Consider the following 18,270-nt stretch of genomic DNA (forward strand, 5'->3'; position numbering starts at 1 on the left):
CGCCACGCGGGGCTCGTAGACTCGGGGAATGACCGTCGCCTCTCCCTACGCCGCGCGCCTCGCGGAGATCCCGGTCGTCCGGCGTTCCGTCGACCTCCCCGGCGGCGCCACGGTCTACTGGGAGTACGGCGACGCGGATGCCGCGACCACCCTGCTCGTCGTCCACGGCTACCGCGGGGATCACCACGGTCTCGAGCCCGTGGTCGCGCACCTGAGCGGCATCCGGGTCATCTCACCCGACCTCCCCGGCTTCGGCGAGACAGCCCCGCTCGCCGGCCCCGAGGGTATCCGCACCCACGACCTCGACGCGTACGCGGACTGGCTCCGCGCGTTCGCCGCGACTGTCGCCCCCGGCGCGCCCATCCTGGGTCATTCGTTCGGATCGATCGTGGTCGCGGCCGCCGTCGCGGGGGGCCTTCCGACCCCGCGGATGATCCTCGTGAACCCGATCGGCGCCCCCGCGCTCGAGGGCCCGCGCGGCGTCCTCACCCGCCTCGCCGTCTTCTACTACTGGGCGGGGGCGAGACTGCCCCGCCGTCTGGGCGAGGCCCTGCTGCGCAACCGTGTCATCGTCCGCGTCATGAGCATCTCGATGGCGAAGACCCGCGACGCGAGGCTCCGGGCGTTCATCCACGATCAGCACGATCGCTACTTCTCCGGGTTCCGCGACCGCGACGTCCTGCACGAGGGGTTCGTCGCCTCCGTCTCCAACGATGTGCGCCGCTTCGCGCCCTCGATCGCCGTCCCGACGCTCCTCATCGCGGCGGAGAAGGACGACATCACCCCGATCGAGGCGGAACGGCACCTGCGGACGCTGTTCCCCGACGCCGAACTGGTCGAGATCCCGCACGTCGGCCACCTGATCCACTACGAGACACCGTGGCAGGCCGCCACCGAGATCACGCGCTTTCTGCGGCCTTCCGCCGGCGGTACGCGATGACGTTCATCCGGTTCCCGCAGTTGCCAGTGTCGCAGTAGCGCTTCGAGCCGTTCTTGGAGAAATCGACGTACACCGACTCGCAGTCGTCGGCCTCGCAGATGCGCACCCGGTCCCACTGATCCGAGCGGATGACGTCCACGAACGCCATCGCCGCCTCCACGAGCATCCGCACCGACAGCGGCGCATCGGGCTCGGTCGCGTGGATGTGCCAGTCGAACTCGTCGTGGATGACGAGCTGGGGGAGCGCCCGACCGTCGCGCAGCATCGCGTTGACGAGAGGGACGGCGCCCTCGCGGTCGACGTCCCAGAGTGCGCGCAGCCGCGGCCGGTTGGCGCGCACGGCGTCCAGTTCCTCGTCGTCGCGGTGGAAGGTGCCCGTATAGGCGTACTCGTCCAGGTAGGCGTCGAAATCCTCCTGCGTCACGAGCGTGTCGACGCGCTCGCTGTCGGTCTCGGGGAGCGAGTTGACGAGGGCGGCCGCCGCGCGCAAGGACTGCTCCGTGTCATGGATGAATACCATGTTGACTCCTGACGTTGTCCTGCCGTACTGTCACCAGTGTAAACATCGGTCACTCATGACACACCGTCATGACCAGCTGAAGGGTCGCCGGTGACTCATACCGCCCCGCTCCAGATCATCGCACCCCTCGCCGCACCCGGTCGCGATGCCGCCCTCCCGCGCACGATCGCCCGCACCCGCACCGCGGGGATCGCGATGGCCGTCACGTCGGCGCTCGCGTTCTCGTCGAGCGGCCCGCTCGTCAAGCCGCTGCTCGAGGCGGGATGGTCGCTCTCGAGCGCGCTCGTGCTCCGGATGACCATCGCGGGACTCGTGCTCTCGCCCGCCCTCATCGCCGCCCTACGGCGTGAGCGCGGTTTCCTGCGCCGCCACGGGTGGTCGCTGCTCCTGTTCGGCCTCGTGCCCGTCGCGGGCTGCCAGCTCCTGTTCTTCTCCGCGATGCAGCGGATGCCGGTGGCCGTCGCCCTCCTCATCCAATACCTCGCCCCGGTCCTCCTGGTCGGCTTCGTCTGGCTGCGCACCCGTCGCGCCCCCTCCCGCCTGGTCGTCGTGGGCTCCGTGGTGGCGATCGTCGGGCTCGTGCTCGTGGTGGACGTCTCCGGTGCGCGCTTCGACCTGATCGGGACGCTCCTCGCCCTCGGAGCCGCGGTGACGGTGTGCGCGTACTTCGTGATGAGCGAGCGCACGGGCGACGACCTCCCGCCTCTCGCCCTCGCCGCCGGGGGCCTGCTCGTGGGCGGCGCGATCATGGCCGTCATCGGCGCGACCGGGGCGATCCCGTTCGCTGCCCCCGATGTGTCGGTCGACTTCCGCGGCGTCGATGTGCCGGCCCTCCTGCCGATCCTCTGGGTCGGTGCGGTGGCGACGACGCTCGGCTACGGCTTCGGGGTCGCCGCCGTCCCGCGCATCGGATCGCGACTGGCATCGTTCATCGGACTGAGCGAGGTGCTGTTCGCGCTCGGGTTCGCCTGGCTGCTGCTCGGCGAGACGCCTGCGCCGATCCAGTTCGTCGGCGGCGCGGTCCTACTCGTCGGCGTCGTCCTCGTGCGGCTGGATGCCGCAGACTCGGATGCCGCGCTCGCGCGCGCCGCTACGATTCCCGCCGAACCTCTCCCCGCGGGTCTGCAGGATGTTCCGCCCGATGCTCCCCGCGAAGACCCGATGGGGACGCCGATGCCTCCAGGAGGGGACGCACCCGGTAGCCGATGACCTCGCCCATCACGAGCGAGGTCTCGGTGCGCTCGACACCCTCGATCGCGAGGATCCGGGCGTCGACGTCGAAGAGGTGCTGCGTGTCGCGCGCCACGACGCGCACGAGGAGGTCGACCTGGCCGCTCATCCCGTGCGCCTGCACCACCTCGGGGATCTCGGCGATCGCCGTGGTGATGCGCGGCAGGTCCGCCTGGCGCACCATGACGCTCACCATGGCCTCGATCGGCAGCCCCAGCGCCTTCGTCGACATCGCCCGCTCGTAGGAGTGGAAGACCCCCGCGCGCTCGAGTCGCAGCATGCGAGCCTGCACGGTGTTGCGGGACAGTCCGAGGCGGTCGGCGAGAGCGACGACGGTGGCGCGGTGGTCGTCGGCGAGAGCGTTCAGCAACTCCAGATCGACGCGATCGAGGGAACTCATAGTGCTGAATGCTAGCAGTCCCGCCACCCTTCCATTGCGCAACATGCTCAGCGGCCACTCGAATGCTTGAGCGAGGTGCGAGTCCGCCGTAGCCTCGAGCCAGTCGGCGACGATGCCGGCGGCCGGAAGTGCCGAGGTCCACGAGACCTCGGTACGACCCGAAGGGATGACGACGATGCACACCCTGATCACCGAGACTGCGCACGCGCAGGACATCGACGAGCTCGCCCAGCTCCTCACCCCCGACGGCGAACGCGTGAGCGACGCCCGACTGGATGCGTGGGCCGAGGCGATCGACGTCGACGAGCTGCGCGAGCTGTACCGCGAGATGGCGGTCGCCCGCCGCGCCGACCTCGAGGGCGTCGCGCTGCAGCGCCAGGGGCACCTGGGTCTGTGGGCGCCCGCGCAGGGGCAGGAGGCGATCCAGATCGGCAGTGCCCGCGTATGCCGCGCCGGCGACTTCCTGTTCCCCTCCTACCGCGAAGTCGGGGTGCTGCTGGCCCGCGGCGCCCGCCCCGCCGATCTCGTCCTCGCGTGGCGCGGAGAGGTCCACTCGACCTACGACCCGCGCGAGCTGAACCTCGCCCCTCAGCAGATCATCATCGGCGCGCACACGCTCCACGCCGTCGGCTACGGCATGGGCATCCAGCGCGACGGCGGGGACCAGGTCGCGGTCTGCTACTTCGGCGACGGCGCGACCAGCCAGGGCGACGTCAACGAGGCGATGATCTTCGCCTCCTCCTTCTCGGCACCCGTCGTGTTCGTCTGCTCCAACAACCAATGGGCGATCTCCGAGCCGGTGACCGTGCAGTCGCGCTACCCCATCGCCGGGCGGGCGCCGGGCTTCGGCATCCCGAGCCTGCGCGTCGACGGCAACGACGTCCTCGCGTGCGCCGCCGCCATGAGGTGGGCGCTCGATCATGCCCGCACCGGACAGGGTCCCGTGTTCATCGAGGCGGTCACCTACCGGATGGGTCCGCACACGACCTCCGACGACCCCACCCGCTACCGCGACAAGGAGGAGGTGGAGCGCTGGCGCGCCCGCGATCCGCTGCTCCGACTCGAAGCGCACCTGCGCCGCATCGGCGCCTACGACGATGCGTTCGACGCCGAGGTCACCGCCTCCGCCGACCGGGTCGCCGCCTCGATGCGCGACGCGGTCCTCACCGCCCGCACGCGCCCGGCGATCGAGGTGCTCGACGACGTCTACGCCGAGCCGCACTCGGGCATCAGCCGGCAGCGCGAGCGGTTCGCGTCCTACCTCGACGGCTTCGCAGACGAGGAGGCCTGAGATGGCTCAGCTGACCATGGGCAAGGCCCTGAACGCCGGCCTCGCCTCCGCGATGCGCCGCGACGACCGCGTCCTCGTGATGGGGGAGGACATCGGCAAGCTCGGCGGCGTGTTCCGCATCACCGATGGGCTGCTGGACTCGTTCGGACCCCAGCGGGTGATCGACACCCCGTTGGCGGAGTCGGGCATCGTGGGCACCGCGGTGGGGCTCGCATACCGCGGCTTCCGTCCCGTCGTGGAGATCCAGTTCGACGGATTCGTCTACCCCGCCTTCGACCAGATCGTCTGCCAGGTCGCCAAGCTCCACTACCGCACCCGGGGCCGCGTGAAGATGCCGATCACGATCCGGATCCCGTGGGCGGGCGGCGTCGGCGCCGCCGAGCACCACTCCGAGTCGCCGGAGGCCTACTTCGTGCACACGGCGGGACTGCGCGTCGTCGCGGTGTCGAACCCGCAGGATGCCTACACGGTGCTCCAGCAGGCGATCGCCTGCGACGACCCGGTCGTCTTCTTGGAGCCGAAGCGGCTGTACCACACGAAGGGCGAGGTCGACACCGACGCCGATGTCGCCGACGCCCCGCCGATGGGTCTCGCGCGGGTCGCCCGAGAGGGTTCCGACGTCACGCTGCTCGCGTACGGCGCTCAGGTCGTGACGGCGCTCGATGCCGCCGCCGCAGCCGAGGACGAGGGGATCTCGATCGAGGTCATCGACCTCCGCTCGCTCTCACCGGTCGACTATCGCACGCTCACCGCGTCCGTCCGCAAGACGGGGCGCGTGGTCATCACACACGAAGCCGGTGGCGAGGCCGGCGTGGGCGCGGAGGTCATCGCGAGCATCACGGAGCAGTGCTTCCACTACCTCGAGGCACCCCCCGTGCGGGTGACGGGGCACGACATCCCCTACCCGCCCGCCAAGCTCGAGCGGCACCACGTGCCCGACCTCGATCGGATCCTCGACGCCGTCGACCGGGTCCTCGACCGCCCGAACAGCCTCTCGGGGGTGGCCCAGTGATCTCGGAGTTCCGTCTGCCCGATCTCGGCGAGGGTCTGCCCGAGGCCGAGATCGTCCAGTGGCTCGTCGCGGAGGGCGACACCGTCACTCTCAACCAGCCGATCGCGGAGGTGGAGACCGCCAAGGCGATCGTCGAGCTGCCCTCGCCGTTCGCCGGCACTGTCCACCAGCTGCACGCGGACACGGGCGCCGTCGTCGAGGTGGGGAGCCCGCTGATCGCGATCGAGGTGCCGCAGCCCCAGGGTGCCGCGGCGGAGGATGCCGGGGCCTCAGGCCCGACCCTCGCGCAGGCGGCCGGGACCGAGGACTCGCGCGCGAGCCGGACATCCGCTGCGGATGAGGCCGAGACGGCCGTGCCGAACCTCGTCGGCTACGGCGCCGCCCCACGGGGGTCGCAGCGACCGCAGCGCCGCGCGCGCGCCGGGAGCCCGGCGGCATCCGCGGGCGCCGCCCTCGACTCCTCGATCCTGGAGGCCGCGCCGCACGACGCCGTCGATGAGGCGCCGCCGCTCGACGTCCGCCACGAGCGCCCCCGGTCCACCCCGCCGGTGCGGCAGCTCGCCAAGCAGCTCGGGGTCGACCTCGCGCTCGTCGAGGCATCGGGTGTGGAGGGCATCATCCGGCGCGAGGACGTCGAACGGTTCGCTGCGCGCGTCCCGGGTGGCGCGCCGGCGTCGGCGCCCCCGGCGGATGTCCGCCAGAGCGGATCCGCGGATGCCGCGCGCCGCGACCCGGGGAGTCACCCGGACCGCGAGACGCGGATGCCGATCCGCGGCGTCCGGAAGGCGACGGCGGCGGCGATGGTGCGCAGCGCGTTCACGGCGCCGCACGTCACGTGCTTCCTCGAGGTCGACGTCACCGAGACAACGCGCCTGGTCGCCGGCCTCCGCGCCGACCGCCGCCTGGCCGATCACCGTATCGGCATCCTCGCCGTCGTCGCGAAAGCGGTCTGCCTGGCGCTGCGCGCGGAGCCGTCGCTGAACTCGCGGTGGGACGAGGAGGCGGGGGAGATCGTGCAGTTCCACTACGTGAACCTCGGGATCGCCGCCGCCACGGAGCGGGGGCTCATCGTCCCGAACGTGCAGGACGCGCACGAGCTCGGACTCGCCGCCCTCGCCGACGCGATCCGCGACCTGACGCAGACGGCCCGCTCCGGGCGCGCGGCGCCGGCCGCCCTCACCGGCGGCACCTTCTCGATCACGAACTTCGGCACGTTCGGGGTGGATGCGGGAACCCCCATCCTGAACCCTCCGGAGGCCGGGATCCTCGGACTCGGAGCCGTGCGGCCCCGCCCGTGGGAGCACGAGGGCGCCGTCGCGCTGCGCGACGTCATGACCCTCAGTCTGTCGTTCGACCACCGACTCGTCGACGGCGAACAGGGGTCGCGCTTCCTCGCCGCGGTCGGGGACATCCTGCGCGAGCCGGGCCGCGCGATGCTCTTGGCGTGAGGGTGTCGGGTCGGGCGCGGGGGCGCCCGACCCGCCGCCTCGGGTGCACCGCCCTCGGCCCCGTCAGTGGGCGGCCAGAGCCGCGAAGGCCATGTCGGACAGGATGTCGTGGACGGCGTCGTCGCTCGGGACGTCCCGCAGCGCTCGCACCGAGTACGGGGTCGAGTTGATGAGGCCGAACCCCGCGTGGGCGCGGACCCGCAGGTCCGCGGCGGCGCGGTCGGGGTGCAGGCGGGCGAGCACATCGGTCCACAGCTCCACGTACTCGCGCTGCAGCCGCCGTACGACGTGACGGTCATCGTCGCTCAGGCGCGCGAAGTCGCGATCCTGGACGCGGATGACCTCCGCATCCGCGAGGGCGAACTCGACGTGGAAGTCGATGAGCTCCCGCAGCTGGTCGCGCGGGCCGGCCTCGCGCGCGAGGACGCGGCGCCCCCCGGTGAGCAGCCGCTCGCTGGCACGCCGGAGGATGGCTCCGAGCAGGGCCCGCTTGCTCGGGAAGTGACGGTAGACCGCGGGCCCGGTGATCCCGACCGACGAGCCGATGTCCTCCAGGCTCACGCCGTCGAACCCGCGCTCGGCGAACAGGGCAGCGGCCTCGTGCAGGAGCGAGTCGTGCCGCTCGGCCTTCGCGCGGTCACGACCGGTCGCCGCGGTCGTGGAGGGGTGCATTGCCATCCCAGTTAATCCTCGCTAACCTGATGTCATTCGGTTAAGGAACACTAACCCGGTGTGTCGACGCTCGAAAAGCGCGGCGTGGCGCCTGTGACCTGATCGTGACGCGGACCGCATCGAAGGAGATGGCATGGGTGTTCTGGACCTCTCGGCCTACGGACTGACCGAAGAGCAGCGCGAACTGGCCGCGATGGTGCGCGCCTTCGCCGACGAAGAGGTCGCGCCGCGCGCGTACGAGGCCGACCGCACCAAGACACTGCCGCTGGAGGTCGTCCGGGGGATGGGGGAGCTCGGCCTGTTCGGCCTGCCCTTCCCCGAGGAGGTCGGGGGCCAGGGCGGCGACTACGTGGCCCTGGGGCTTGCGATCGAGGCGCTCGGCCGCGTCGACCAGTCGATCGCGATCACGCTCGAAGCGGGTGTCAGTCTCGGCGCCATGCCCGTCTTCCGCTTCGGCACCGACGCACAGCGCGACGAGCTGCTGCCCGATCTGCTCGCGGGCCGCGCACTGGCCGGGTTCGGGCTCACCGAGCCCGAGGCGGGGTCGGATGCCGGCGGCACCCGCACGACCGCGCGGCTCGAGGAGGGCGAGTGGGTGATCGACGGCGCGAAGCAGTTCATCACGAACTCCGGCACCGACATCACCCGGTTCGTCACCGTCACCGCCGTCACCGGGCGCCGTGGCGACCGCAAAGAGATCTCGACGATCATCGTCCCGAACGGCACCCCCGGCTTCACGGTCGGCCCCGCGTACGACAAGGTCGGCTGGCATGCCTCCGACACCCACCCGCTGTCGTTCGATCAGGCCCGCGTGCCCGAGGCGAACCTCCTGGGGGAGCGCGGACGCGGGTTCGCGAACTTCCTCAGCATCCTCGACGAGGGACGCGTTGCGATCGCCGCGCTCGCGACCGGAGCCGCCGAGGGATGCCTCGAAGCCGCGCTCGGCTACGCGCAGACGCGTCAGGTGTTCGGCGACCGGCTCGGGTCACGCCAGTCCATCCAGTTCATGATCGCCCGCATGCAGGCCCGGGTGCACACCGCGCGGCTCGCCTGGCTCCACGCCGCGCGGCTGCGCGACGCGGGCCGCGCGTTCGGCGCGGAGGCCGCGATCGCGAAGCTCACGGCATCCGACGCCGCGATGGACAACGCCCGCGACGCCACGCAGATCTTCGGCGGCAACGGCTTCATGAACGAGTACCCCGTGGCCCGGCACTTCCGAGACTCGAAGATCCTCGAGATCGGCGAGGGCACCACCGAGGTCCAGCTCCTCGTCCTCGCGCGCGGTCTCGGGCTCATGGGGAGTGCGGCGTGAGCGAGATCGTCCAGCGCGGGCTCTACCTCGAGGAGTTCGTGGTCGGCGCGGTCTACGCGCACCGGCCGGGACGCACGGCGACGGACGCCGACAACGTCCTCTTCTCCTCGCTCACCATGAACACGCAGGCCCTGCACCTGGATGCCGCGTTCGCCGCGACCCAGCCCTTCGGCCGCCCGCTCATGAATTCGATGTGGACGCTCGCGACCATGGTCGGCGCATCGGTCGCGCAGCTCACTCAGGGCACCCTCGTCGCGCAGCTCGGTCTCGATGACATCTCCTTCCCGCACCCGCTGTTCACCGGCGACACGCTGTACACCTCGACGGAGATCCTCGGCGCGCGACCGTCCTCGTCCCGCAGGGGTCAGGGGGTCGTCACGATGCGGCACACTGGTCGTAACCAAGACGGCGACGTCGTCGCGCAGGCGACGCGCGTCGCGCTGATGTGGGCGACCCCGACGGAGGAGACATGACGTTCACCCTCGGCCCGGCGCTGCTGTTCTGCCCCGCCGATCGGCCGGACCGGTACGCGTCCGCCCTCTCCCGCGCCGACGCCGCGATCCTCGACCTCGAGGACGCGGTCGCTCCGCACCACAAGGCCGCCGCGCGTGGTGCGCTCATCGATGCGCACGTGGATCCCGCGCGCGTCATCGTGCGGGTGAACGCCGTCGACTCAGCGGACTTCGACGCCGACATGGCGACGCTCTCGCACACCGATTTCCGTCTCATCATGGTCCCCAAAGCGGAGTCGGCGAAGAAGATCGCCCGGATCGACCGGCGCTTCGACGTCATCGCCCTGTGCGAGACCCCGCGGGGCGTCACGACGGCGGAGAAGATCGCGGACGCCGCGAACGTCGTCGCGCTCATGTGGGGCGCGGAGGATCTCGTCGCCGCGATCGGGGGCACGTCGAGCCGCAAGGCGCCCAAGCCGGGGCGCGTCGCCGGCGCCTATCGGGACGTCGCCCGCTACGCCCGCTCCCGCGTGCTGCTGGCCGCCGCGGCGGCGGGAAAGGGAGCGATCGACGCGGTGCACGTCGACATCGCCGACGACAAGGGCCTGCGCCGCGAGGCGCGGGATGCCGCCGCCAGCGGCTTCGCGGCATCCGCCTGCATCCATCCGGGCCAGGTCGAAGCGATCCGCGCCGCCTACCGTCCGGACGAGGCGGCGCTGCGGTGGGCTCGCGGGGTGCTCGATGCCGCCGCCGAGGAGCGGGGCGTCTTCCGCTTCGAGGGGCGGATGGTCGACGAACCGGTGCTCCGCCACGCGCGGGCGCTCCTCTCCCGCGGGGCGCGCTGAGAGTCAGCCGATCGGCACCGCCGCGTAGGACTGGACGCTGAGCCGGTCCCGTTCGACGAGGAAGGCATGCGTCGACGCGTTCGCCAGCCGTTCGCCCGGCAGCGGCAGCTCTCCCGCACTCGCGTGGCGGATGAGCTGTCCGATGAGAGCGCCGTGCGCGACGGCGATGACCGGGACGTCGAGGGGGGCGTGACGCCGGCGGGCGTCCCGTACGACGCGGCGCACGGCATCGACGGCACGGATGCGCAGCTGGAGGTCGCTTTCCGCGCCGGGGACGTTGTCGCGGTTGAACTCGCCGTACCGAGCGCGGTAGTCCTCGACCGTCATCCCCTCGGCGATGCCGTACGCGCGCTCACGCAGGTGCGGATAGAGGCGGGGTTCGTCTGCGCCGAAGGCGGCCGCGATGATCTGCGCGGTCTCGCGCGCGCGGGAGAGGTCGCTCGAGACGATGAGCGGATGGGCTCCACCGAGCATCTCGTCGAACCGGGCGACGAGCTGCGCCGCGGTCTCGGCGGCCTGCACACGCCCGGTGTCGTTGAGGGGGATGTCGGTCGAGCCCTGGATGCGCCGCGCGGCATTCCAGTCGGTCTCGCCGTGGCGCACGAGGAGGAGAGTCGTCACCCCTCGAGCCTACGGCGGCGCGGCTGGACGATCGCCGGGCGGCCGGTCAGGGTCAGCGCGCGGCCGGCAGAGCTTCCGCGAGCGCCTGCAGCACCTCGGTGGTGCCCGCGTCGATCTTGACGGTCGCGCGGGTGTCGCCGCGGGTCTGCCCGCGATTGACGATCACGACGGGGAGCTTCCGCCGGCGGGCGCGTTCGAGGAGTCGGATGCCGGAGTTGACGACCAGCGAGGAGCCGGCGACGAGGAGGGCGTCGCTCGCGGCGACGAGCTGCTCGGCCTCGGCGAAGATCGTGAGCGGGATGTACTCGCCGAAGAACACGACGTCGGGCTTGAGCATCCCCTCGCACACGCTGCAGGTGGGCACGACGAAGCCGTCGCTCGAGGCGGGCAGCACATCGCCGTCAGGCCCGAGCTCGACGGCATCCGGGACGGTGATCCACGGGTTGTCGCGCTCGACGCGCAGGGTGAGATCGCGGCGGTCGAACACCTGTCCGCAGTGCGTGCACAGCACGCGTCGCATGGTGCCGTGGAGCTCGACGACGCGTCGGCTGCCCGCGCGCACGTGCAGGCCGTCGACGTTCTGGGTGATGACGCCCGTCGCGAGCCCCGCGAGCTCGAGGGCGGCGAGCGCCTCGTGGCCGCGGTTCGGGCGGGCGGCGGCGAACGCCTTCCATCCGAGATGGCTGCCGACCCAGTAGCGGCGGCGGGCCGCGTCGCTGGAGAGGAACTGCTGAACGGTCATCGGGGTCCGCGTCGGCGCCCCCTTACCGCGGTAGTCCGGGATGCCGGAGTCCGTCGACATCCCGGCGCCGGTGAGGACGGCGATACGGCGCCCGGCGAGCGCATCCACGGCGCGGCCGAGGGCCGCCTCCGTGGGCGTATCGAACTCCCAGACGGTCGTCATGGCGGGCCTCCGCCGTGAAGCCTACGCCCCTCGCTTTGCGGGCAGGTTACGCGCCGCCGTGGATACGCGTGCGAGCATGGACGCATGCCCGCCGTCCTGATCGACGATCCCGCCGACCCGAGACTCGGCGACTACCGGGATCTCACCGACGTCGCGCTGCGCCGCGTGCGCGAGCCCGCCGAAGGCCTCTACATCGCCGAGTCCGCCAAGGTGATCGCCCGGGCGATCGAGGCCGGTCACCGCCCGCGCTCCTTCCTCGTGCAGGAGAAGTGGCGGGAGGATGCCGAGGGTCTCGCCCCGGACGCGCCCGTGTACGTCGTCTCGGATGCCGTGGCCGAGGAGCTGACCGGCTACGCCGTGCACCGGGGCGCCCTCGCCGCGATGCACCGTCCCGCCCTGCCCCCGGTGGCGGATGTCATCGCCGGCGCGCGCCTCGTGCTGATCCTCGAGGACATCGTCGACCACACGAATGTCGGCGCGGCCTTCCGCGCCGCGGCCGGCCTCGGCGCCGACGCCGTCCTCGTGAGCCCGCGGTGCGCCGACCCCCTGTATCGACGGAGCGTCCGGGTCAGCATGGGCACCGTCTTCCAGGTGCCCTGGACGCGGATGCCGGACGGTCGCGGGGGACCGTGGGTCGCCAACCGCGAGGTGTTCCGCGACGCCGGCATCCATCTGGCTTCGCTCGCGCTGGCGGAGGGAGCGGTCCCGCTCGATGTGTTCGCGGCGGATCGCCCGGAGCGGGTGGCGCTCGTCCTCGGAACGGAGGGCGATGGTCTCTCGCGCCGCGCGATCGAGGCGGCCGACACGGTCGTGACCATCCCGATGTCCGGGGGAGTGGACTCGCTCAACGTCGCGTCGGCGGCCGCCGTCGCACTCTGGGCGCTGCGCTGAGCGCAACGCTCCGGTGACGCTGGCGCTGCGCTGAGCCGCGGCGGACTCAGACGATCGAGCCCGGACGTTCGGTGCGGTCGCGGCCGGGGGCCTCAGTCATCACCGGGAGGGCGTCGGGCCGCTTCGCGGTGATGTTGTCGCCCGAGGACTGGTGCCGGAGTCGCCGCAGCACCCAGGGCACCAGGTGCGCGCGCGCCCAGACGAGGTCGTTCCCCCGCGCCTCGCGCCACGTGAGGGCGGGGAGGGGATCCGGCTGCAGGGGCTGCAGGTCGTTCGGCACGTTGAGCGCGCGCAGCACCATCCGCGCGATCTCGTGATGCCCCAGGGCGTTGTAGTGCAGGCGGTCATCGTCGAAGAAGCGCATGTCCTGCACCTCTTTGAGCGCCCACTGGTCGGCGACGATCGCGTCGTAGCGATCCGCGATGGCGCGGATGTTCTCGTTGTAGATGGCGACGCGGCCCCGGATGCCGCGGAACACCGGCGTGAATTCGGTGTCGACGCCGGTGAACACCACGACGGTGGCCCCCTGCGAGCTCAGGCGGGCGACGGCATCCTCGAACTGCTGGGCGACCGCATCGGGGTCGCCTCCGGGTCGGATGACGTCGTTGCCCCCTGCGGAGAACGTGATGAGGTCGGGCGCGAGGGCGAGTGCCGGCTCCACCTGGTCTGCCACGATCTGGCCGATGAGCTTGCCGCGGACGGCGAGGTTCGCGTAGGCGAAATCGTCCACCTGCCGGGCGAGCACCTCGGCGACGCGGTCGGCCCAGCCTCGGTGGTCGCCGGAGGTCCCGGGGATCGGGTCCCCGATCCCCTCCGTGAACGAATCCCCGATCGCGACCATCCGTCGCCAGGGGTGGGCGCTCTCGTTGGGGACGTACGGCGAGCGATGCTCGTCGGGGGCCGGTTCGTTGCCTCGCATGACTCTCCCTGACTCGTGGTCCGTTCCGAGATGACTCGTGGTCCGTCTCGAGGCTACCCGGGCCGCCCTGTCGGCGGGGTCGTTTAGGGTGGTCACTCGTGACAGGGGACGAACGGGGTGATGAACAGCGGCCGGAGGAGAGCACCGAGCAGGAGCACTTCGGCAGCTTCGCCGCCGAGCACCTCTCACCCGCCTTCCCCCAGCGCGCGCCGTGGGGCACCGCGCAGAACCTCCGCGCCTGGCAGGCCGAAGCGCTGGAGACCTACTTCTCCGCCGACGGCCCGGAAGGAGTCGGGCGCGGCCCGCGCGACTTCCTCGCCGCGGCCACACCCGGCGCCGGCAAGACGACGTTCGCCCTGCGCCTCGCCTCCGAGCTCCTGCGGCGCGGGGTCATCGAGCGGATCATCGTCGTCGCGCCGACGGAGCACCTGAAGACGCAGTGGGCGGATGCCGCGGCGCGCGTCGGCATCCGCCTCGACCCCCGGTTCAGCAACCGCCAGCGCACCCATGCCCGCCAGTTCCACGGCGTCGCAGTGACCTACGCGCAGGTCGCCGTGAAGGCGTCAGTCCACCGCCACCTCGCCGACGAGCGGCGCACGCTCGTCGTCCTCGACGAGGTGCACCACGGAGGGGACGCGCTCAGCTGGGGCGACGCCCTGCGGGAGGCGTTCGGGCGCGCGACGCGAAGGCTCCTCCTCTCCGGCACCCCGTTCCGCAGCGACACCGCACCGATCCCGTTCGTGGAGTACCACCCGAACGAGAAGGGCATCCGGCTCTCGCGCACGGACTACAACTACGGCTACGGGCGCGCACTGGCGGACGGCGTGGTGCGTCCCGTCCTGTTCCTCGTCTATGCGGGCAAGATGCGGTGGCGGACGAACGCGGGCGATGAGCTCGAGGCCCACCTCGGCCAGGACAACACGAAGGACGTCACCGCACAGGCCTGGCGGACGGCCCTGGACCCCGAGGGCGATTGGATCCCCGCCGTCCTCGGCAGCGCGGACCGGCGCCTGTCCGAGGTGCGCCAGGACGTCCCGGATGCCGGGGGGCTGGTGATCGCGACGGATCAGACCGCCGCGCGGGCCTACGCCGCGATCCTGCATCGACTCACGGGCGAGGCGCCCACCGTCGTCCTCTCCGACGACACCGCGGCGTCGGGGCGCATCGAGCAGTTCGCGAACGCGACGAGCAGGTGGATGGTCGCCGTCCGGATGGTCTCGGAGGGCGTCGACGTCCCCCGCCTCGCCGTCGGCGTGTACGCCACCAGCGCCTCGACGCCGCTCTTCTTCGCCCAGGCCGTCGGCCGCTTCGTGCGCGCGCGCCGGCGCGGCGAGTCGGCGTCCGTGTTCCTCCCGAATGTGCCCGTCCTCCTCGCCCTCGCCGGCGAGCTGGAGCGTGAGCGCGACCACGCCCTGGACCGCGAGTCGGGCGACGACGACGGCCTCGAGGACACGCTGCTCGCCGACGCCGAGCGCGAGGACAAGGCCTCCGATGAGCTGGAGCAGGAGTTCCGCTATCAGGCGCTAGGCTCTGTCGCCCACTTCGACCGCGTCCTGTTCGACGGTCGCGAGTTCGGCGAGCTGGCGGTTCCGGGCACACCCGAAGAGGAGGAGTTCCTCGGCCTTCCGGGCCTGCTCGAACCCGAGCACGTGCACGAACTCCTCATGCAGCGTCAGGCTCGGCAGAGCCGCCACCGACGCGTCCGCGAGGCGCGCGAGGGCGCAGGCGAGGGGGCGGCATCGGGCGCCGGCGGCACGGTCGAGGCGGCGCCCGCGGGTGGCGGCCTGGACGCGTCGCTGCCGCCCGCCCTCCACCGGACCCTGCGCGAACAGCGGCAGCTCCTGAACAGTCTCGTCGGGCTGTACGCGCGCCAGAGCGGCGAGGGACACGGGCAGGTGCACGCCGAGCTCCGCCGGATCTGCGGCGGTCCCGAGGTCGCCCGTGCGACTGTGGCGCAGCTGCAGGCGCGCATCGAGGTCCTCCGCCGCCGCGTTCACTCCTGACGACGACGACGGGCCGCCCCGCGCAGGGTCCGGTTCGGAGGCCCGAAATGCTGGCAATACCGCCGCGCGCAGCCCCCCGAGGCGTCCGGCTCGTTAGCGTGGAGCGGTGAACGCGACCCCCTCCCCGACGTCTTCCGCGCCCCGGGCGCCGACCGCTGCCGACCGACGCCGCTGGGCGCACTACCTCGCCGATGAGCGCGCCGAGGCGCGCGTGTACCGCGAGCTCGCCCGGCGACGCGAGGGCGAGGAGCGGGAGATCCTGCTGGCGCTCGCGGATGCCGAGGGTCGTCACGAGCAGCATTGGCTCGACCTCCTCGGCGGCGAGCCGGCGCGCCTGCCGGCCCCGAGCCTCTCCTCGCGGTCGCTCGGCTGGATGGCGCGCCGCTTCGGCTCGATCTTCGTGCTCGCGCTCGCGCAGAACGCGGAGGACCGCTCGCCGTACGACACCGAGCCCTATGCGACCGCGCAGATGGCCGCCGACGAGCGTGTGCACCGCGAAGTCGTGCGCGGGCTCGCGGCGCGCGGTCGGCGGCGGCTGTCGGGCACGTTCCGCGCGGCGGTGTTCGGCGCGAACGACGGCCTGGTCTCCAACCTCGCCCTCGTGATGGGCATCGGCGCGACGGGTGTCGCCCCGCAGTTCGTCCTGTTCAGCGGCATCGCAGGCCTCCTGGCCGGCGCACTGTCCATGGGTGCGGGGGAGTACGTCTCGGTCCGCTCGCAGCGGGAGATGCTGGATGCCACGGAACCGAGCGACTACGCCGACGCCGCCTTCCCGCACCTCGACCTCGACGCGAACGAACTGGCCCTCGTGTTCCGCACCCGCGGGATGCCCGAGCCCGAAGCCGAACAGCGCGCCCGGCGCGTGCTCGAGGCATCCCGCACCGCCGGCCCCGATCCGGTCACGGGGCCCGTTCCCCTGCAGCGCGACCACGACGTCGTCGGGAGCGCGCTGGGGGCGTCGGTCTCGAGCTTCCTGTTCTTCGCTTCGGGCGCCATCATCCCCGTGCTCCCGTGGATCTTCGGGCTCAGCGGACTGGCCGCCGTCACGCTCGCGCTCGTCCTGGTAGGCGTCGCGCTCCTGTCGACGGGTGCGATGGTCGGGCTGCTCTCGGGTGCTCCGCCGCTGCGACGGGGCCTGCGACAGCTCGCGATCGGGTTCGGCGCGGCCGCCGTCACGTACCTGCTGGGCCTGCTGTTCGGCGTGTCGGCGGCGTGAGCGCGGGTCGTCGGGGGCGGTGACGCGCCCGAAGCGTGGCCTCGATTCCAGGTTCCGTGTGGGACGTGGTAGTGTCGATCCTCGGTTGCGAAAGCACCGAAACCACCTTGCGCGGGTGGCGGAATAGGTAGACGCGCTAGCTTGAGGTGCTAGTGCCCTTTAACGGGCGTGGGGGTTCAAGTCCCCCCTCGCGCACAGAGCAGATCGGCCCCCGACCCGGGGTGAAGTACCCGGGTCGGGGGCCGTTCTCGTCGGTCGGCACCCGGCCTCGGGGGTAGCGTGGTCGCCATGGCGCACACCCCCGACGAGGCCCTCCCCGAGGTCGTGCGCATCGCGCGCGACCTCATCCGCTTCGACACGACGAACTACGGTGAGGGCCGCAGCAACGGCGAGCGCGAAGCGGCGGAGTACGTCGGCGCATTCCTCGTGTCACTCGGACTCGAACCGGAGTACTACGAGCCGATCCCCGGGCGTACGAACGTGATGGCCCGTGTGGCCGGGCGCACCCCGGGCGCACCGGCGCTGATCCTGCACGGCCACCTCGACGTCGTCCCCGCCGTCGCCGAGGATTGGAGCGTCGACCCGTTCGCCGGGGTCATCGCGGACGGCATGCTGTGGGGCCGCGGCGCGGTCGACATGAAGGACATGGATGCCATGATCCTGGCCTCTGTCGCGGAGATCCTCCGGGCAGGGGAGCGCCCGGCGCGCGACCTCATCCTCGTCTTCTTCGCCGACGAGGAGAACGGCGGCGTCGAAGGCTCGCAGCTGGTCGTCCGCGACCGCCCGGAGTGGTTCGCCGGCGCGGCCGAGGCCATCAGCGAGGTCGGCGGGTACTCGATCGCCGTCGGGGACGGCCGGGCCTACCTGCTCCAGGTGGGGGAGAAGGCGCTCGTCTGGATGCGTCTGCGCGCGCGCGGCATCGCCGGCCACGGCAGCCGCTTCCACCCCGACAACGCCGTCACGCGCCTGTCAGAGGCCGTTGCGGCGCTCGGGCGTGCCGTCTGGCCGGTGGAGCTCACCGAGACCACACGACAGACGGTCGACGGCCTCGCCGAGATCTGCGGCGCCGACCCCGGTGATCCGGACGCGGTCGCCGAGGCGACCGGCCCTGCTGCGGGCTTCCTACGTTCGACGTTCCGCACGACGACGAACCCCACGGGACTGACCGCCGGGTACAAGCACAACGTCATCCCCGACACCGCCGTCGCGACGATCGACGTGCGCACGCTTCCCGGGCAGGAGGACGGCGTCCTCGCGGAGATCCAGCGCATCGTCGGCGACGACATCGCGGTCGAGATCTCGCACCGCGACATCGGACTCGAGGTGCCGTTCGCGGGGGAGCTCGTGACGGCGATGGTCGAGGCGCTCGAGCGGCACGACCCGGGTGTCCCGGTCGTGCCGTACCTCATGGGGGGCGGCACCGACAACAAGGCCCTCGCGGAGCTCGGGATCGTCGGGTACGGGTTCGCGCCGTTGCGCCTTCCCGCAGACCTCGACTTCACCGGTATGTTCCATGGGGTGGACGAGCGTGTCCCCGTCGACGCGCTCGTGTTCGGGCAGCAGGTGCTGACCGACCTCCTCCGTTCCTACTGAC

Annotated in this window: 18 protein-coding genes and 1 tRNA gene; 13 read left to right on the forward strand and 6 right to left on the reverse strand. The window is 71.9% G+C overall.

Annotation, left to right across the window (positions count from 1 at the left end; genetic code table 11):
* The first annotated feature begins 28 nt into the window (after positions 1 to 28).
* The gene (locus J0P97_RS10665) at positions 29 to 940 is read left to right on the forward strand and encodes an alpha/beta fold hydrolase (RefSeq protein ID WP_215487776.1); all 912 of its coding nucleotides are present in this window, start codon (positions 29 to 31) and stop codon (positions 938 to 940) included.
* Here the strand turns inward: J0P97_RS10665 and J0P97_RS10670 are convergent.
* Positions 900 to 1,460 carry a CGNR zinc finger domain-containing protein gene (locus J0P97_RS10670; RefSeq protein ID WP_215487777.1) on the reverse strand — a complete coding sequence of 187 codons (561 nt, stop codon included), beginning with the start codon at positions 1,458 to 1,460 and terminating at the stop codon, positions 900 to 902. The two genes, J0P97_RS10665 and J0P97_RS10670, sit on opposite strands and share 41 nt — an antisense overlap.
* 90 nt (positions 1,461 to 1,550) lie before the next feature.
* Here J0P97_RS10670 and J0P97_RS10675 point away from each other — a divergent pair, with 90 nt between their 5' ends.
* A complete protein-coding gene (locus J0P97_RS10675; RefSeq protein ID WP_372449698.1) occupies positions 1,551 to 2,669 on the forward strand; it encodes an EamA family transporter in 1,119 nt (372 codons plus the stop codon).
* On the opposite strand, the gene J0P97_RS10680 is transcribed toward J0P97_RS10675, so the two are convergent.
* The gene (locus J0P97_RS10680) at positions 2,551 to 3,090 is read right to left on the reverse strand and encodes an Lrp/AsnC family transcriptional regulator (RefSeq protein ID WP_215487778.1); all 540 of its coding nucleotides are present in this window, start codon (positions 3,088 to 3,090) and stop codon (positions 2,551 to 2,553) included. The two genes, J0P97_RS10675 and J0P97_RS10680, sit on opposite strands and share 119 nt — an antisense overlap.
* Before the next feature lie 166 nt (positions 3,091 to 3,256).
* Here J0P97_RS10680 and pdhA point away from each other — a divergent pair, with 166 nt between their 5' ends.
* Genes pdhA through J0P97_RS10695 form a run of 3 tightly spaced genes read left to right on the forward strand, consistent with a single transcriptional unit; the run spans position 3,257 to position 6,841 of the window.
* Positions 3,257 to 4,381 carry a pyruvate dehydrogenase (acetyl-transferring) E1 component subunit alpha gene (gene pdhA, locus J0P97_RS10685; RefSeq protein ID WP_372449699.1) on the forward strand — a complete coding sequence of 375 codons (1,125 nt, stop codon included), beginning with the start codon at positions 3,257 to 3,259 and terminating at the stop codon, positions 4,379 to 4,381.
* 1 nt (position 4,382) lies between these two features.
* Positions 4,383 to 5,393 carry an alpha-ketoacid dehydrogenase subunit beta gene (locus J0P97_RS10690; RefSeq protein WP_215487780.1) on the forward strand — a complete coding sequence of 337 codons (1,011 nt, stop codon included), beginning with the start codon at positions 4,383 to 4,385 and terminating at the stop codon, positions 5,391 to 5,393.
* Positions 5,390 to 6,841: a dihydrolipoamide acetyltransferase family protein gene (locus J0P97_RS10695; RefSeq protein WP_215487781.1), complete on the forward strand. Its 1,452-nt coding sequence runs from the start codon at positions 5,390 to 5,392 to the stop codon at positions 6,839 to 6,841. The genes J0P97_RS10690 and J0P97_RS10695 overlap by 4 nt, the downstream gene beginning before the upstream one ends.
* A gap of 63 nt (positions 6,842 to 6,904) precedes the next feature.
* Here J0P97_RS10695 and J0P97_RS10700 read toward each other — a convergent pair whose 3' ends face one another.
* Positions 6,905 to 7,519: a TetR/AcrR family transcriptional regulator gene (locus tag J0P97_RS10700; RefSeq protein ID WP_246540236.1), complete on the reverse strand. Its 615-nt coding sequence runs from the start codon at positions 7,517 to 7,519 to the stop codon at positions 6,905 to 6,907.
* A gap of 127 nt (positions 7,520 to 7,646) precedes the next feature.
* Between J0P97_RS10700 and J0P97_RS10705 the strand changes: the two genes are divergently transcribed.
* From J0P97_RS10705 to J0P97_RS10715, 3 genes are read left to right on the forward strand one after another with little or no spacing between them, the layout of a single operon-like run.
* On the forward strand, positions 7,647 to 8,825 hold the full coding sequence (locus tag J0P97_RS10705; protein WP_215487782.1) for an acyl-CoA dehydrogenase family protein: 1,179 nt from the start codon (positions 7,647 to 7,649) through the stop codon (positions 8,823 to 8,825).
* Entirely contained in the window at positions 8,822 to 9,298 is a 477-nt protein-coding gene (locus J0P97_RS10710) for a MaoC family dehydratase (protein ID WP_215487783.1), read from the forward strand. Before J0P97_RS10705 ends, J0P97_RS10710 begins: the two co-directional genes overlap by 4 nt.
* On the forward strand, positions 9,295 to 10,122 hold the full coding sequence (locus J0P97_RS10715) for an HpcH/HpaI aldolase/citrate lyase family protein (RefSeq protein ID WP_215487784.1): 828 nt from the start codon (positions 9,295 to 9,297) through the stop codon (positions 10,120 to 10,122). Before J0P97_RS10710 ends, J0P97_RS10715 begins: the two co-directional genes overlap by 4 nt.
* Positions 10,123 to 10,125: 3 nt before the next feature.
* On the opposite strand, the gene J0P97_RS10720 is transcribed toward J0P97_RS10715, so the two are convergent.
* Positions 10,126 to 10,743, reverse strand: a complete 618-nt coding sequence (locus tag J0P97_RS10720) for a histidine phosphatase family protein (RefSeq protein WP_215487785.1) — start codon at positions 10,741 to 10,743, stop codon at positions 10,126 to 10,128.
* 52 nt (positions 10,744 to 10,795) lie between these two features.
* Positions 10,796 to 11,647 (reverse strand): Sir2 family NAD-dependent protein deacetylase, encoded by an 852-nt coding sequence (locus tag J0P97_RS10725; protein ID WP_215487786.1) that lies wholly within the window; start codon positions 11,645 to 11,647, stop codon positions 10,796 to 10,798.
* 84 nt (positions 11,648 to 11,731) lie between these two features.
* On the opposite strand from J0P97_RS10725, the gene J0P97_RS10730 reads away from it, so the two are divergent.
* A complete protein-coding gene (locus tag J0P97_RS10730) occupies positions 11,732 to 12,538 on the forward strand; it encodes a TrmH family RNA methyltransferase (protein WP_215487787.1) in 807 nt (268 codons plus the stop codon).
* A gap of 46 nt (positions 12,539 to 12,584) precedes the next feature.
* Here J0P97_RS10730 and J0P97_RS10735 read toward each other — a convergent pair whose 3' ends face one another.
* A complete protein-coding gene (locus tag J0P97_RS10735) occupies positions 12,585 to 13,457 on the reverse strand; it encodes an SGNH/GDSL hydrolase family protein (protein WP_215487788.1) in 873 nt (290 codons plus the stop codon).
* Between the two features lie 98 nt (positions 13,458 to 13,555).
* Here J0P97_RS10735 and J0P97_RS10740 point away from each other — a divergent pair, with 98 nt between their 5' ends.
* The 4 genes from J0P97_RS10740 to J0P97_RS10755 all read left to right on the forward strand — a co-directional run bounded on the left by J0P97_RS10740 (position 13,556) and on the right by J0P97_RS10755 (position 18,269).
* Entirely contained in the window at positions 13,556 to 15,460 is a 1,905-nt protein-coding gene (locus J0P97_RS10740) for a DEAD/DEAH box helicase (protein WP_215487789.1), read from the forward strand.
* Between the two features lie 106 nt (positions 15,461 to 15,566).
* Positions 15,567 to 16,676, forward strand: coding sequence for a VIT1/CCC1 transporter family protein (locus tag J0P97_RS10745; protein WP_215487790.1), 1,110 nt, complete (start codon positions 15,567 to 15,569; stop codon positions 16,674 to 16,676).
* A gap of 109 nt (positions 16,677 to 16,785) precedes the next feature.
* A tRNA-Leu gene (locus tag J0P97_RS10750) sits at positions 16,786 to 16,871 on the forward strand.
* A 93-nt stretch (positions 16,872 to 16,964) separates the two neighbouring features.
* Positions 16,965 to 18,269 carry a M20/M25/M40 family metallo-hydrolase gene (locus J0P97_RS10755; protein WP_215487791.1) on the forward strand — a complete coding sequence of 435 codons (1,305 nt, stop codon included), beginning with the start codon at positions 16,965 to 16,967 and terminating at the stop codon, positions 18,267 to 18,269.
* The last annotated feature ends 1 nt before the right edge of the window (position 18,270 follow it).

Origin of the sequence: Microbacterium flavum (assembly GCF_018717645.1) — a bacterium.
Lineage (GTDB): Bacteria > Actinomycetota > Actinomycetes > Actinomycetales > Microbacteriaceae > Microbacterium > Microbacterium flavum.

Excerpts from the sequence above, each read along its gene's own strand:
- J0P97_RS10665 (WP_215487776.1), top strand. The coding sequence starts at position 29 with ATGACCGTCGCCTCTCCCTACGCCGCGCGCCTCGCGGAGATCCCGGTC.
- J0P97_RS10670 (WP_215487777.1), bottom strand. The coding sequence starts at position 1,460 with ATGGTATTCATCCATGACACGGAGCAGTCCTTGCGCGCGGCGGCCGCC.
- J0P97_RS10680 (WP_215487778.1), bottom strand. The coding sequence starts at position 3,090 with ATGAGTTCCCTCGATCGCGTCGATCTGGAGTTGCTGAACGCTCTCGCC.
- pdhA (WP_372449699.1), top strand. The coding sequence starts at position 3,257 with ATGACGACGATGCACACCCTGATCACCGAGACTGCGCACGCGCAGGAC.
- J0P97_RS10690 (WP_215487780.1), top strand. The coding sequence starts at position 4,383 with ATGGCTCAGCTGACCATGGGCAAGGCCCTGAACGCCGGCCTCGCCTCC.
- J0P97_RS10700 (WP_246540236.1), bottom strand. The coding sequence starts at position 7,519 with ATGGCAATGCACCCCTCCACGACCGCGGCGACCGGTCGTGACCGCGCG.
- J0P97_RS10705 (WP_215487782.1), top strand. The coding sequence starts at position 7,647 with ATGGGTGTTCTGGACCTCTCGGCCTACGGACTGACCGAAGAGCAGCGC.
- J0P97_RS10715 (WP_215487784.1), top strand. The coding sequence starts at position 9,295 with ATGACGTTCACCCTCGGCCCGGCGCTGCTGTTCTGCCCCGCCGATCGG.
- J0P97_RS10725 (WP_215487786.1), bottom strand. The coding sequence starts at position 11,647 with ATGACGACCGTCTGGGAGTTCGATACGCCCACGGAGGCGGCCCTCGGC.
- J0P97_RS10730 (WP_215487787.1), top strand. The coding sequence starts at position 11,732 with ATGCCCGCCGTCCTGATCGACGATCCCGCCGACCCGAGACTCGGCGAC.
- J0P97_RS10735 (WP_215487788.1), bottom strand. The coding sequence starts at position 13,457 with ATGCGAGGCAACGAACCGGCCCCCGACGAGCATCGCTCGCCGTACGTC.
- J0P97_RS10755 (WP_215487791.1), top strand. The coding sequence starts at position 16,965 with ATGGCGCACACCCCCGACGAGGCCCTCCCCGAGGTCGTGCGCATCGCG.